Origin of the sequence: Paenibacillus sp. UNC496MF, assembly GCF_900113915.1 — a bacterium.
Classification (GTDB): Bacteria; Bacillota; Bacilli; order Paenibacillales; family Paenibacillaceae; genus Paenibacillus_Z; species Paenibacillus_Z artemisiicola.
The window spans coordinates 127867-141209 of the sequence record NZ_FORE01000010.1; the positions used below are offsets into that span (position 1 = coordinate 127867).

Here is a 13343-nt window from a genome sequence, read left to right on the forward strand (position 1 = left end):
GCAAACCAATTGATCTATTATACATATATAATATATTATTATGGCATATCTACCGAGAGCCAAGAAAGGGTGACGGAATCAAATGCCGCATACACCGATTAACATGGACGTTCTCCGCCAGACGCTGCGGGGAATCGAGTCGCGCATTTATACGAAGGTCGCGCCGCTCGCGATGACGGCGTACGCCACGAAGGAACCGGTCGTCTTCGCGGAGCGCGAATCCGGCGAACGGCTGGAGCTGCAGGCGGGGGACAGATGGGGCGAGCGGTGGGACTGCGCGTGGTTCCATTTCCGCGGGACGGTGCCGGAGGCGGCGGCCGGCCGGCCGGTCGTGCTGCTGATCGACGTGAACGGGGAACTGTGCCTGTTCGACGAGGAAGGGACGCCGCTTCAGGGGCTCACGAACGTGAACTCGGAGTTCGACCTGACGCTCGGCCTGCCGGGCAAGCGGGTGTTCCGGCTCGCGGAGCGCGCAAGCGGCGGCGAGACCGTCGACCTGTGGGGCGACGCGGGGAATAACGACTTGTTCGGCTTCTTCCGGAGCGGAACGGTGAAGGAAGCGGACATCGCGATCTGCCATGAGGACGTGCGCCAGCTGTACTACGATTACGAGGTGCTGCTCGATTACGCGGAGAACGCCGGCGACAAGTCCGCGCGCACGGCGCGCATCGTGCAGGCGCTGTACGACGCGCATCTGCTGCTGCGCCGCCCGTCGGACGAGGCGGTCGCCGAAGCGCGCCGCATTCTGGGCGCCGAGCTCGCGAAGCGCGGCGGCGACCCGACGATGACGGCGACGGCGGTCGGCCACGCGCATATCGACCTCGCCTGGCTGTGGCCGATCCGCGAGACGTACCGCAAAGGGGCGCGGACGTTCTCGACCGTGCTGCGGAACATGGAGCGGTATCCCGACTACGTGTTCGGCGCGAGCCAGCCGCAGCTGTACCAATGGGTGAAGGAGCGGCATCCGAAGCTGTACGCGCAGATCAAGGCGCGCATCGCCGAGGGCCGCTGGGAAGCGCAGGGCGCGATGTGGGTGGAGCCGGATACGAACGTTTCCGGCGGCGAGGCGCTCGTCCGGCAGATTTTGTACGGGAAGCGGTTCTTCCGGGACGAATTCGGCCTCGACATGCGCATGCTGTGGGTGCCGGACGTGTTCGGCTATTCGGCGGCGCTGCCGCAGCTGCTCAAGCTCTCCGGCGTCGACTACGTCATGACGCAGAAGCTGTCGTGGAGCGTGCATAACGACCATCCGCACCATACGTTCTTCTGGGAAGGACTGGACGGCAGCCGCGTGCTGACGCACCTCCCGCCGGAGGATACGTACAACGGCCCGGCGCTGCCGCGGTCCGTCCTGAAGGCGGAGCGGGACTATTACGATAAAAACGTCTCCGACCACTGCCTCGTCGTGTTCGGCATCGGCGACGGCGGCGGCGGTCCGGGCGAAGAGCATTTGGAGCGGCTGGCCCGCGTGAAGAACCTGCAGGGCCTCATTCCCGTGAAGCAGGAGCCGGCCATCGCGTTCTTCGACAAGCTCAACGAGAACGCAAGCCGCTACAAGTCGTGGAAGGGCGAGCTGTACCTCGAGAAGCATCAGGGCACGCTGACGAGCCAGGCGCGCAACAAGCGGTTCAACCGCAAGCTGGAGAAGGCGCTGCGCGAGCTGGAGTTCGCGGCATCCCTCGCCCATGCGTCCGGGACGGGCGTCTATCCGGCCGAGGAGCTGGAGACGATCTGGAAGGAAGTGCTGCTGTACCAGTTCCACGATATTTTGCCGGGCTCGTCGATCACCCGGGTGTTCGACGAATCGCTGGCGCGGTACGAGGTTCTGCTCGCCCGCGTGAACGAGCTGACGGCCGGCGCGTACCGCGACGCGGCGGCGGCCATGGCGCCTTCGGGCGCGGAGCGCGCGGCGGTCGTGTTCAACTCGCTGCCGTGGGCGCGCACGGAGTGGACGAACGCGGTCGGCGGCGAATGGCGCGAGGTGACCGTGCCGGCGATGGGCTACGCGGTCGTCGACGCGGGGACGCCGCAGGCGCTGCCGGCGTTCGAACTCCGGGCGGCGGACGACGCGCTCGAGAACGAGCTCGTGCGGGTGACGTTCCTGGCGGACGGCGGCATCGGCTCCGTCTATGACAAAACGCTGCGCCGCGAGGTGCTGGCGCCGGGCGAGCCGGCGAACGTGCTGGCGGTGTACGCCGACAACGGCGACGCGTGGGACTTCCCCGAGGATTACGCCGCGGGGGGCGCGGAGCGCATGACGCTGACGGGCGCGCGGGCGTTCGTCGACGGGCCGCGGGCCGTCGTGGAGCAGCGGTACGCCTACGGCAGCTCGACGCTGGTGCAGCGCGTCTCGCTGACGGCGGGCAGCAAGCAGCTGGCGTTCGCCACGGAAGCGGACTGGCAGGAGAACGGCCGGATGCTCCGGGCGATCTTCCCGCTGAACGTCTACACCGACGCGGCGAACTGCGAGATCCAGTTCGGCCACCTGAAGCGCCCGACGCACCGCAACACGATGTGGGAATACGCGAAGGACGAGATTTGCGCGCATCAGTGGATCGACCTGTCGCAGCCCGACTTCGGCGCCGCGCTGCTGAACGACTGCAAATACGGCTACAGCGCGAACGGGCACACGATCAGCATCAATCTGCTGCGCAGCCCTTCGTATCCGGACCCGGTCTGCGACCGCGCGGAGCACCGGTTCGATTACGCGCTGCTGCCGCATGAGGGCGACTTCGTGGCGGCCGAGGTATACAAGGCGGCGTACGCGTTCAACTCGCCGCTCGCGGCGGCGGAAGCCGGCGGTTCGGCGGGCGGCGCGCTGCCGGCGGACCGGTTCTCGGCGCTCGAGCTGGACGGCCGCGGCGTCATGATCGAAGCTGTGAAGAAGGCGGAGGACGAGAACGCCCTCATCGTGCGGCTGTACGAGACGTCGGGCGCGAACGCGTCGGCGCGGCTGCAGGTGCGCCTCGCCCATGAATCGGCCGCGCTGGCCGATCTGATGGAGCGGGAGACGGCGGCGCTGGCCGCGGCGGAAGCGGGCGGCTACGAGCTCTCGTTCGGACCGTTCGAGATCAAGACGGTGAAGATCAACTTAAGCTAGCCTGTCGGTTGGCGATTGGGCCTCGGTCCCCCTTGCGGGGGCCGGGGCTTTTTGGCGTTGGCGGCATATGGAGGCGGGCGGCTCGGGGGCGAGTGGGCGCGACGGCGGCGGCGGGCGTGCGGCGTGGGAGGAAGAGGGTGAGTGAGCTGGCGGGAAAAGGGCGGGCCTTCCGGCCGGGCATCCGCCGCGGAGATGGGGTATACTGGAACGTAAGAAGCAAGCAAGGCGAAAGGGATTGGAGCATTCGATGACGACGGACAAGCAGGAAACGCATTTTCGGGACTACGCGCTGAGCGGGGAGATTTTGCGGGCGCTCGAGACCCTCGGCTACGACGAGCCGACGCCGGTGCAGCGGGAGGTCATCCCGCAGGTGCTGGCGCGCCGGGATCTGACCGTTCGCGCCCAGACGGGCAGCGGCAAGACGGCGGCGTTCGGCATTCCGCTCTGCGAGCTGATCGACTGGGCGGAGAACCGCCCGCAGGCGCTCGTGCTGACGCCGACGCGGGAGCTCGCGGGACAGGTCAAGGAGGACCTCATCGGACTCGGCCGGTTCAAGCGGCTGCAGGCGGTCGCGCTCTACGGCCAGCAGCCGTTCGCGGCGCAGAAGACCGAGCTGAACCAGAAGGTCCACGCCGTCGTCGGCACCCCGGGGCGCGTGCTGGACCATATCGGGCGCGGCACGCTGCAGGTGGAGCGGATCCGGTTTCTCGTGCTGGATGAAGCGGACGAAATGCTGAACCGCGGCTTCGTCGAGCAGGTGGAGGCAATTATCGCGGCGCTGCCGAAGGACCGGGTGACGCTGCTGTTCTCGGCGACGCTGCCGGAGGACGTGGAGCGGCTGGGGCGGACGCATCTGCGCGCCCCGCTGCACCTGGAGATCGCCGCGCCCGGCGGCGTGGCGGCGGAACGGATCGGCCACAAGCTGTACATCGTCGGCGAGCGGGACAAGCCCGCGCTGCTCAAAGCGGTGACGGTGACGGAAAACCCGGACCGCTGCATCGTCTTCTGCGCCACGCAGGAAGCCGTCGACGCGGTCTACCGCGAGCTGCGCGCGGGCGGCTATCCCTGCGGCAAGCTGCACGGCGGCATGGATCAGGACGACCGCTTCAAAGTCATGCACGCGTTCCGCCGCAGGGCGTTCCGCTTCCTGATCGCGACGGATCTGGCGGCGCGGGGCATCGACGTCGAGCATGTCACCCACGTCGTCAATTACGACCTGCCGATGGACAGCGAGAAATTCGTCCACCGCATCGGGCGGACGGCCCGCGCGGGGCTGGCGGGCGAGGCGATCACGTTCGCGTCGCCGCGCGAGGACCGGCGGCTGGCCGAGATCGAGCGATACCTGGGCTTCGCGCTGCCGCGGGCGGAGGCGCCTTCCGCCGAGGCGGTCGAAGCGGCGCGTCCGGCGTTCGAGCGGAAGCTCGCGGCCGCGGAGGCGCCGCGCCCGGACAAGCGGGATCGGCTCGGCGCCGGCATCATGAAGCTGTATTTCAACGGAGGCAAGAAGAAGAAGCTGCGCGCGGTCGATTTCGTCGGCACGATCTCTAAGCTCGAGGGCGTCGCGGCGGAGGACATCGGCATCATCGCGATGCAGGACAACGCGACGTTCGTCGATATTTTGAACGGCAAGGGGCCGCTGGTGCTGCGCGCCATGAAGACGACGACGGTGAAGGGCAAGCTGCTGAAGGTGCACGAAGCGAAAAAAGACGAGTAGCCCCGCTGCAACCTTATTCGATCCGGACGCGTTGTAACGGGTGAAACTAGCTTGCGAAATCATGGAGGTTACCGACAATGAAAAAATGGCTTCTTACGTCCGTCGTCCTTGCATCCGTCCTTGCCGTCAGCGCCTGCGGCAATACGAATTCGAACGATCCCGCGGCATCGAACGCCTCTAGCGGCTCGAACGCGACGAATACATCGAACGCGTCGAACGGCACGAACGGCTCCGGCGCGTCCGGCGCATCGAACGCGTCGAACGGCACGAACAATACGAACGGCTCGAACGCGAACGCGCCGGCGGACGAATCCGCGTCGACGCCGGCCTACTTCGGCGATTGGACCGTGAAGGGCGTCGCCGGATCCACGGCGGTCTCGACGGCGCCGGACGATAGCATGATCGGCACGAAAGCGACCTATGCGAGCGACAAAGCGGTCTTCGGCAAAGACGAGATTCAAAAGCCGGAATACAAGGAAGAGGAGCTTGCGAAAGGCGATTTCGCGAGCGAATACCGGGTGCAGCTGAAGGATCTCGGCATCGACGCGGATTCCGTCAAGGCGGTCACGATCGGCGACGGGGCGAGCCCGGGCAGCTTCTTCGTGGTGAAGGACGCGCAAACGCTGCTCGTCCTGTGGGACGGCAATTTCTACGAGCTGCAGAAGGCGGCGTAATAGCGCGACCGGAGCGCCCCGCAGGCGGGGCATAACAAAAAAGGAGCGGCTCAATGCCGCTCCTTTTCCATGATTTCGGACAGCGATTTGTGAATCCAAATCGCGGCCTGCGCGCCTTCGCCCATGGCGACGGTCGCCTGCTCGGAGTGAAAGGCGATGTCGCCCGCGGCCCACAGCCCCGGGACGGTCGTCTGCTTCGTGCGCGGATCGGTCCAGACGTGGCGGTTCTGGTGCATGCGGGCCCCGAGCTGCTCGGCGAGCCCCGAGCGCACCTCGTTGCCGCCGAAGGCGACGAACGCGCGGTCGGCGGCGACCTCCGTGCCGTCCAGCAGGACGGCGGTCTGGAAAACGCCGTCCCCCGCGGCGCGAATGGCCCGCACCGGGGCGACCCGGTGCTCGATGCCGGCGGCGGCCAGCCGCTCCGCCAGCTCCGGGCCGAGCGGATGCGTCTCGTCCTCCTGGCGCAAATAGAGCAGCCGCTTGGTCCACTGGCGCAGCGTGAGCGCCATGTCCGCGCCGACGTCGCCGCGTCCGAGCACGAGCGTCTCGCGGTCGCGGATCTCGAAGCCGTCGCAGTCGGGGCAGACGAAGACGGTCAGCCCCAGGCAGGGCCGCAAGCCCGGCCAGTCGGGCAGGCGGTCCATGACGCCGGTGGCCAGCAGCATGGCGCGCGTCTCGTAGACGGCGCCCTGCGCGCCCCGCAGGCGAAATCCGCCGGCCGCGTCATCGCCGGGCCCCGCGTGCTCGGCCGCCAGGATCGTGTCGCGCGCGACGCGGATGCCGTATTCGTCCAGCTGCCGCCGGCCCGCGCGGCGAAGCTCCTCCCCGGATACGCCGTCCGGGTAGCCGAGGAAATTGCGGTACCTGCGGCAAAGCGTCGACCGGCCGTCCTCGGAATCGACGACGAGTACCTTGTGCGCGTCGTAGCGTCCCAGCTGGATGCCCGCCTGCATGCCGGCGAGGCCGCCGCCGACGATGATGCAGTCGTAGGTCATAGGGTGCTCCTTTGTCGGTAAAAATGGGACGGGGGCAAAAGCCCGGCCGTTGGTTTCCATGGCATTCCACTCCTTTAGTTTGGCGGTTATCCGCCTTTCTATGTAGACGTGACGACCGTTCGGCTTGGACAAACGGACGGAGGCCCGCTGCCCGGCCGGACGGGGGATGGCTTTTTCGGGACGGGCACGGTATCGTAGACGTAGCGCGAACGAAAGAATCGCGGCAGCGAAGTCCGCGAAGCCGGGAGGACAATCAGGGAGATCGGAGGCTGCATCGAAACGATGATTAAAAGGCGAAAAGGCGCGCTTACGCTCTTCGAGAGCGCGTTGTACAAAACGGTTTCGGCCGTCATTCAAAGCGAGGACGCGGTGCTCGTCGTCGATCCGTGCTGGCTGCCGGGCGAGGTCGAGGAGATCCGGCGTTACGCCGACGAGGCGGCCGCGAACGGCAAGCGCAAGTACGTGCTGTTTACGCATTCGGACTACGACCATATTATCGGGTACGGCGCGTTTCCGGACGCGGAAATCATCGCCTCGGCCGCGCTGGCCGGCAAGAGCGCCGAAGCCAAGGCGGAGATCGAAGAGCAGATCCGGGCTTTCGACGACAGCTACTACCTGGAGCGGAGCTACGAGATTCGCTATCCGGAAGTAACGCACGCGATCGGCGGCGACGGCGGGATGCTGCGGCTTGGCGCCTCGGGCTCGCTCGAGCTGACGTTTTACCAGTCCCCGGGACACAACGACGACGGGTTGTATACCGTCGTGGAGCCGCTCGGCCTGCTGCTTGCGGGGGATTACTGGTCGAATATCGAGTTTCCGTATATTTACCACGACAGCCGCTTGTACGAAACGTCGATCGCCAAGCTGGACGCGATGCTGGAGGCGCACGAGATCGCGCGGCTGATTCCGGGCCACGGGAGCTCGACGACGGACGTCGCGGAGATGAAACGGCGGCAAGCCGCGGACATGGCCTACATCGCCGCGATGCGGGCGGCCGTGCGGGCGGGCGACCAGGCGGGGATCGACGCGCTGATCAAGGGCTGTCCGTTCCCGCGCAACCTGCGCAAGTTCCACCGGGCGAACCAAACCTTGTTCGAGCGGGAGCTTCGGGAGGAGCGGGAAGCGGGCGAGCAGGCGTAAGGCACGGGCAATTGCGGTGAGGCCGAAAGCCGGGTCGCGGCTTTCGGCGAAGGCGGGCGCCGGATTATCGATTGCGGGCGGTCCGCCGAAAACGGCATGCAAAAAAGGCATCTTTCGACGTCGCGATAGCGCGAACGCCGGAAGATGCCTTTTCGATGCTTGCGAAGCCCGTGCGCGTGGTTTCCGGGCTGGCGCGCAGGCGGCAAGCCGCGGACGGACCGCGGCCAGACAGCGGGAAGGCGCCTGGTGCCTGTGCCTGGGATGAGTCACGGCGTCAACGAAACGCGCGGTGACCGGTGAGCTGCGCGCGGGCGATTTCGGGCCTCGCCTTAAGCACGCAGCTTGGCGAGGTCGAAAGCCGGCACGAGGCCTTCCTTCATCGCGCGGCCGAGCAGCGATTCGACGGCGGCATAGCCGCCGGCGCCGAGATTCGCGGTGAATTCGTTGACGTACAGCGCGATATGCTGCTTGGCGACGTCCGGGGACATCTCCTGCGCATGCTCCATCACGTACGCCTGCGACGCTTCCGGGTGGGCCCAGGCGTAGTCGACGGAAGCGCGGATCCACTGCGTCAGCGGAGCGGCGTCCAAGGAGCGGCGGGCGATGATGGCGCCGAGCGGAATCGGCAGGCCGGTATCGGATTCCCACCAGCTGCCGAGGTCGGTTTGCAGGCTCAGGCCGTAATTCTGGTAGGTGAAGCGGGCTTCGTGAATGACGAGCCCGGCGCCGATGGCGCCGTCACGCACGGCCGGCATGATCTCGTGGAACGGCATGACGACGATGTCGAGATTGCCGCCCGGAATGCTCTGCGCCGCCCACAGCCGGAAGAGGAGGTACGCGGTCGAGCGTTCGCTCGGCACGGCCACGCGTTTGCCCGCGAGCTCCGCGGGGGAAGCGAGCTTCTCCTTGGTCAGCACGAGCGGTCCGCAGCCGCGGCCGAGCGCGCCGCCGCACGGCAGCAGGGCGTAGTCGTCCAGCACCCACGGAAGCGCGGCGTACGAAATTTTCAGGACCTCGGGGCCTTCGCCGGCCGCGGCCCAATTATTGGTGATGTCGATGTCGGCGTACGTGACGTCGAACGCCGGCGCGCCCGGCACGAGGCCGTGCGTCAGCGCGTGGAAGACGAAGGTATCGTTGGGACAAGGGGAGTACGCGATTTTCATAAGATCAGAGCACCTCTTTCAAAATCTCGCTGGCGCGCTCCAGAGCCCGGAGCGCGTCGCCGATCCGCCAGGCGTCCCGGTCGCGGGGGCCGACGGCGTTGGATATGGCCCGCAATTCGAGCGCGGGCAGGCCGAACTGCCGCGCGGCCTCGGCCGCGCCGAAGCCTTCCATGGCTTCGGCCGCCGCGTCCGGCACGCGCCGCAGATGCTCCGCGGCGGTCGCGGCCGTGCCCGTCGCGGTCGTGACGGTGAGCACGGGTCCGGTGCTCACCGGCAAGCCGGCCGCGGCGAGGCGCGCGGCCAAGGCGCCCGCGAGGCGGGCGTCGGCCGCGAGGCGCGCGGAGCCGAAGCCGAGCTCGTCCACGCCGGCGAAGCCGTTCGCGGTCTCGGCGCCGAGGTCCGCCGCGACGAGCGCGGTCGCGACGACGAGCGACCCGACGGGCGCCCGCCCGGGGAAGCCGCCCGCGATGCCGGCGCTGACGACGAGCGCGTAGCCGTCGCCGCCCGCGGCCGCGAAGCGCGCGGACGCGCTCGGCACGGCCGCGGCGTCTCCGCCGGCGCGCGGCGGCTTCGCGCGTCCGGTCGCGTCCGGCGCGGGAGCGGCTTCGGCGCCGGCGGCGCTTGGCGCCCGGCCGCCGGCCGCGAGCGCGAAGGCCGTGCCCGCGGCCGCGGCGGCCGGGCCGACGCCCGCGGCGACGACGTCGAACCGGCGGTCGCCGCCGAGCCCGCGCAGCACCGCCTCGCGTTCCGCGTCGACCGCGGTGACGATCAGCACGCGGCCGCGAATCGGTAATTCCTTGTTGGCCATGAGGCATCTCCTTTTCGACGCAGGCCGAGGCCTGCTCGCGGCAAGCCGCCGGGACGGACGATAGCCGGCCGGCCGGCGATGTGCCGCCGTGTGGTTTCTCTCGCAGATCACTAAAATTGTACCGCTGTCGTCCGGGACATTCAACCCGGCGCTCCCGGGGCCGCGTCGGGTCCGGCGTTCGCGGCCGAAGGACGGACGCGTTGGCGGACGGTCGCCCGAACGTCCGCCGGTCCGGCGGCGCGCCGCGCGGTTCCGGGTTGATGGTCGGCGGCGGGACTGGCACATTGCATTTAGATTTTATGCAATTTAATTGATTGATATCATTCAAGGCGTGCTTTCATGCCATATCGGAGGGATCCACGATGTCCAAGCTTTACGAGCTTCAGGCCACGACCATGAAAGGCGGGAACAAGCCGCTTTCGGAGTGCGAAGGGGTCGTGCTGCTCATCGTCAATACCGCCAGCAAATGCGGCTTCACCCCGCAGTACGCGGACCTGCAGAAATTGCACGAGCAGTACGCCGGCCAAGGGATGCGCGTGCCCGGCTTTCCGTCCAACCAATTCGGCGAGCAGGAGCCCGGCACCGATTCCGACGTGCAGAGCTTCTGCCAGATCAACTACGGCGTTACGTTCCCGCTGTACGCCAAGTCCGACGTTCGCGACGCGAACGCGAACGCGGTGTTCCGCTACTTGACGGAGCAGGCGCCGTTCCAAGGCTTCGACACGAGTGAGCCGAGCGGCAACATGCTGCACGCCTTCCTGAGCGAGAAGCTGCCGCATTGGCTGATCGACGATTCCATCAAGTGGAACTTCACGAAATTCCTCGTCGACAGCAAGGGCAACGTCGTCGGCCGCTACGAATCGAACGTCGAGCCGCTGGCGATGGCCGGCGAGATCGAAGCAGCTGCTCGGCGCCTCGAACTGATCGGCTTTTCGCGTCCCGTCCGCCGGCCTTCTGGCGTTTCGTTTCCCCGAACGGTTACACTAGGGAGGACGCGCAGGAAAGGGTGACAGCATGAAAGCATTGGTATTCCGCGCTTTCGGGGGACCGGAGGTGCTGGCGGTCGAAGAGATCGCCGAGCCGGCGCTCGCGCCGGGCACCGCCGTCGTGCGCATGAAGGCGATCGGATTGAATTACGCCGACGTGTACCGGCGGCAGGGCAACTATCATCTCGTCGGCGAACCGCCGTATATTCTCGGCTACGAAGGAGCGGGAGTCGTCGAAGCGGTCGCGCCGGGCGTAGCGGGCATTCGCCCGGGCGACCGGGTGGGCTTCGCGGATGCGCCGCGCGCGAACGCGGAGCTCGTCGGGGTGCCGGCGGACCGGCTCATTCCGCTGCCGGACGGCATCGGCTTCGACACCGCCGCGGCGGTGCTGCTGCAGGGCTTGACCGCGCACTACCTGGCGAACGACAGCTATGCCGTCCGGCCGGGCGACCGGATTCTCGTCCATGCGGCGGCCGGGGGCGTCGGGCAGCTGCTCGCGCAGCTATGCAAGGCCAAGAGCGCGTACGTCATCGGCCTCACGTCCAGCGAGGCCAAGCGCGAAACGGCGCTGGCGGCCGGCGCGGACGAGGCGCTGCTGTACGGCGGCGACTGGGCGGCGGAGGTGCTGCGCCGGACGGCTTCCCCCGGGGGCAGCGGAGAAGCCGGCGTCGACGCGGCTTACGATTCCGTAGGCGCGACGCTGATGGACAGCTTCCGGGCGGTGCGGACGCGGGGAACGGTCGTCTTCTTCGGCATGGCCGGCGGCGATCCGCCGCTCGTCGATCCCCGGATGCTGATGGATACGAGCAAGACGCTCACCGGCGGGGATTTGTGGAACCACGTCACGACGGCGGCCGACCGCATCCGGCGGGCGGAGTCGCTGTTCGGCGACCTGCTCGCGGGCCGGTTGAAGCTGGCGGCGCCGACGCGGTTTCCGCTCGCGGAGGGCGCGGCGGCGCACCGCCTGATCGAGAGCCGGGCGAGCACGGGGAAAATTTTGCTCGTGCCGTAGCGGCTCTTTGAGCGCGCGCGGCCGCCTATGATACAATGGCACTGCGTGAATGAAGAACGAGGGGTGCTGACGAAGTGAGCGAGCAAATCAACATGATCGAGCTGGTGCAATTCATCGCCGGCAAGACGAACGCCGACGCCAAGCTGATCGAGCAGGTGCTGAAGCATGAGCAGGCGTTCATCAACAACGCGCCGGAGGACAAGAACGGCGAAGTGAACATCGACAGCGACGAGCTGACGGACTACATCCTGAGCCGCCCGGGACTCAAGTCGGACGAGCTGACCGTGGAGTCGATCCTGGACGCGGAGATGGATTACTTGATGGAACAAGGCATCGCGGGCTACGTCGACTAAGAACGTCGCCTCGGGCCTGAAGGGGACAGCAGCGATGCTGTCCTTTTTGCGTTGCCGGCGCCGAGCGGGGGCGATGAGCGACGGAGCTGTCCATGCATCGAAAGCCGTTTGCCGAACGGTCCGCTCGATCACGGACAACAGCGCGGAGCCATTTGTCGAAGCGATTGCGACAACGGGGGTAAGCTCGCGGCTCGCGGGGGCGCAAGCACGGAAGCGGCGTTTGGTTTGGCGGCCACGACAGCCGCTATTTCGATCATTTTGGCTTTCCGCGGGGTTTCGCGGACACACTCCGGCAGTGTCCGTGAGCGGCATCTGTGGATGAGGGGGCGCAGCTCCGGCGGGCCCGCCATGCATCGGCAGCGGAAGCCGCAATCCCGGCGGTACCGCGAACGGAGCCGACAGGGGGCGGCAATTCCGGGCCATTGCCATTGCTTCCGCACCTTCGCATCCTTCTGAACCGACAGGCCCGCCAAAGGCATGAAATGGCAGTCCCGGTTCGTTATAATGAAAGATGTACGCCAACAAGACGTTCAAATGAATGCGATAAGAGGTGCGGCATCTTTGTTTCCAATGGTTATGACATGGGACGTTTCCGCTTTGCCGGTAATGTTCGCGCTCGGGCTGGTGGCGTCGACCTTCGGCGCCATCGTCGGCTTGGGCGGCGGGGTCATCATCGTGCCGGCGCTGCTGCTGCTCGGCCCGTCCATGCTCGGCATGGACATCGACACGGCGCTGGCGGTCGGCGTGTCGCTCGGGGCGCTCGTCTTCACGTCGCTGACGTCGACGCTGACGTTCGTGCGGGAGGGCAAGGCGGACCTGCGCAGCGCGCTGTTCTTCTCCATCTCCAGCGGGCCGATGTCGGTGCTGGGGGCGAGCCTGACCTCGCTCTTCGATCCGGGCGCGTTCCGCCGGGCGTTCGGTTACTTCATGCTGTTCATGGTGGTGCTTCTGCTGCTGCGCAACCGGATCAAGCCGTACCAGGGCAAGTGGCGGTACGTGCGGTCCTATACGGACGCGGCCGGCGCACGGCACGAATACGGCTTCAACGCGCTGCCCGCGCTCGGCATCGGGGGCGTCGTCGGGCTGATCTCCGGGCTGCTCGGCATCGGCGGCGGCGTGCTGCTCATTCCGGCGATGGTGCTGCTGTTCCGGTTCCCGCCGCATATCGCTTCCGCCACGTCGATGGCGGTCATATTCGTCTCGGCGGTCTTCGGCAGCGGCATGCACTTGATCCGCGGCGAATGGGACTGGCTGCTCGTCGCGGCGCTCGCGCCGGGCGCGCTGCTCGGCGGCTGGTTCGGCGCGCGCATCTCGCGGCGCATCGGCGGCGTGCTGCTGATCCGCATCATGTGCGGGGCGCTCCTGCTGTTCGCGCTGCGGATGATCATGACCTGAGAG

The 13343-nt window shown here is 67.3% G+C and carries 11 protein-coding genes; 8 read left to right on the forward strand and 3 right to left on the reverse strand.

Annotated elements, in window-relative coordinates; genetic code table 11:
• The first annotated feature begins 103 nt into the window (after positions 1–103).
• From BMZ79_RS18445 to BMZ79_RS18455, 3 genes are all read left to right on the forward strand, one after another.
• Complete coding sequence (locus BMZ79_RS18445; protein WP_256252826.1) at positions 104–3100, forward strand: alpha-mannosidase; 2997 nt, start codon at positions 104–106, stop codon at positions 3098–3100.
• Positions 3101–3347: 247 nt separating this feature from the next.
• On the forward strand, positions 3348–4814 hold the full coding sequence (locus tag BMZ79_RS18450; RefSeq protein ID WP_090642702.1) for a DEAD/DEAH box helicase: 1467 nt from the start codon (positions 3348–3350) through the stop codon (positions 4812–4814).
• Positions 4815–4891: 77 nt separating this feature from the next.
• Complete coding sequence (locus tag BMZ79_RS18455; protein ID WP_090642346.1) at positions 4892–5488, forward strand: hypothetical protein; 597 nt, start codon at positions 4892–4894, stop codon at positions 5486–5488.
• A gap of 50 nt (positions 5489–5538) precedes the next feature.
• Here BMZ79_RS18455 and BMZ79_RS18460 read toward each other — a convergent pair whose 3' ends face one another.
• A complete protein-coding gene (locus tag BMZ79_RS18460; RefSeq protein WP_090642348.1) occupies positions 5539–6483 on the reverse strand; it encodes an NAD(P)/FAD-dependent oxidoreductase in 945 nt (314 codons plus the stop codon).
• 282 nt (positions 6484–6765) lie between these two features.
• On the opposite strand from BMZ79_RS18460, the gene BMZ79_RS18465 reads away from it, so the two are divergent.
• Positions 6766–7623, forward strand: a complete 858-nt coding sequence (locus BMZ79_RS18465; protein ID WP_090642349.1) for an MBL fold metallo-hydrolase — start codon at positions 6766–6768, stop codon at positions 7621–7623.
• A 329-nt stretch (positions 7624–7952) separates the two neighbouring features.
• Here BMZ79_RS18465 and BMZ79_RS18470 read toward each other — a convergent pair whose 3' ends face one another.
• Together BMZ79_RS18470 and BMZ79_RS18475 are read right to left on the reverse strand one after the other, a co-directional pair.
• The gene (locus BMZ79_RS18470; protein ID WP_090642351.1) at positions 7953–8786 is read right to left on the reverse strand and encodes a 1,4-dihydroxy-6-naphtoate synthase; all 834 of its coding nucleotides are present in this window, start codon (positions 8784–8786) and stop codon (positions 7953–7955) included.
• A gap of 4 nt (positions 8787–8790) precedes the next feature.
• Positions 8791–9594 carry a futalosine hydrolase gene (locus BMZ79_RS18475; protein WP_090642352.1) on the reverse strand — a complete coding sequence of 268 codons (804 nt, stop codon included), beginning with the start codon at positions 9592–9594 and terminating at the stop codon, positions 8791–8793.
• A 362-nt stretch (positions 9595–9956) separates the two neighbouring features.
• On the opposite strand from BMZ79_RS18475, the gene BMZ79_RS18480 reads away from it, so the two are divergent.
• From BMZ79_RS18480 to BMZ79_RS18495, 4 genes are all read left to right on the forward strand, one after another.
• Positions 9957–10604, forward strand: a complete 648-nt coding sequence (locus BMZ79_RS18480; protein WP_090642354.1) for a glutathione peroxidase — start codon at positions 9957–9959, stop codon at positions 10602–10604.
• Positions 10605–10608: 4 nt separating this feature from the next.
• Positions 10609–11592, forward strand: coding sequence for a quinone oxidoreductase family protein (locus BMZ79_RS18485; protein WP_090642355.1), 984 nt, complete (start codon positions 10609–10611; stop codon positions 11590–11592).
• Between the two features lie 74 nt (positions 11593–11666).
• Positions 11667–11945: a hypothetical protein gene (locus BMZ79_RS18490; protein ID WP_090642357.1), complete on the forward strand. Its 279-nt coding sequence runs from the start codon at positions 11667–11669 to the stop codon at positions 11943–11945.
• Positions 11946–12521: 576 nt separating this feature from the next.
• Entirely contained in the window at positions 12522–13340 is an 819-nt protein-coding gene (locus BMZ79_RS18495) for a sulfite exporter TauE/SafE family protein (RefSeq protein ID WP_090642358.1), read from the forward strand.
• Positions 13341–13343 lie beyond the last annotated feature (3 nt).

What these genes read in the sequence shown, in the direction of transcription:
- BMZ79_RS18445 (WP_256252826.1), top strand. Translation starts at nt 104, where the DNA reads ATGGACGTTCTCCGCCAGACGCTGCGGGGAATCGAGTCGCGCATTTAT.
- BMZ79_RS18450 (WP_090642702.1), top strand. Translation starts at nt 3,348, where the DNA reads ATGACGACGGACAAGCAGGAAACGCATTTTCGGGACTACGCGCTGAGC.
- BMZ79_RS18455 (WP_090642346.1), top strand. Translation starts at nt 4,892, where the DNA reads ATGAAAAAATGGCTTCTTACGTCCGTCGTCCTTGCATCCGTCCTTGCC.
- BMZ79_RS18460 (WP_090642348.1), bottom strand. Translation starts at nt 6,483, where the DNA reads ATGACCTACGACTGCATCATCGTCGGCGGCGGCCTCGCCGGCATGCAG.
- BMZ79_RS18465 (WP_090642349.1), top strand. Translation starts at nt 6,766, where the DNA reads ATGATTAAAAGGCGAAAAGGCGCGCTTACGCTCTTCGAGAGCGCGTTG.
- BMZ79_RS18470 (WP_090642351.1), bottom strand. Translation starts at nt 8,786, where the DNA reads ATGAAAATCGCGTACTCCCCTTGTCCCAACGATACCTTCGTCTTCCAC.
- BMZ79_RS18475 (WP_090642352.1), bottom strand. Translation starts at nt 9,594, where the DNA reads ATGGCCAACAAGGAATTACCGATTCGCGGCCGCGTGCTGATCGTCACC.
- BMZ79_RS18480 (WP_090642354.1), top strand. Translation starts at nt 9,957, where the DNA reads ATGTCCAAGCTTTACGAGCTTCAGGCCACGACCATGAAAGGCGGGAAC.
- BMZ79_RS18485 (WP_090642355.1), top strand. Translation starts at nt 10,609, where the DNA reads ATGAAAGCATTGGTATTCCGCGCTTTCGGGGGACCGGAGGTGCTGGCG.
- BMZ79_RS18495 (WP_090642358.1), top strand. Translation starts at nt 12,522, where the DNA reads ATGACATGGGACGTTTCCGCTTTGCCGGTAATGTTCGCGCTCGGGCTG.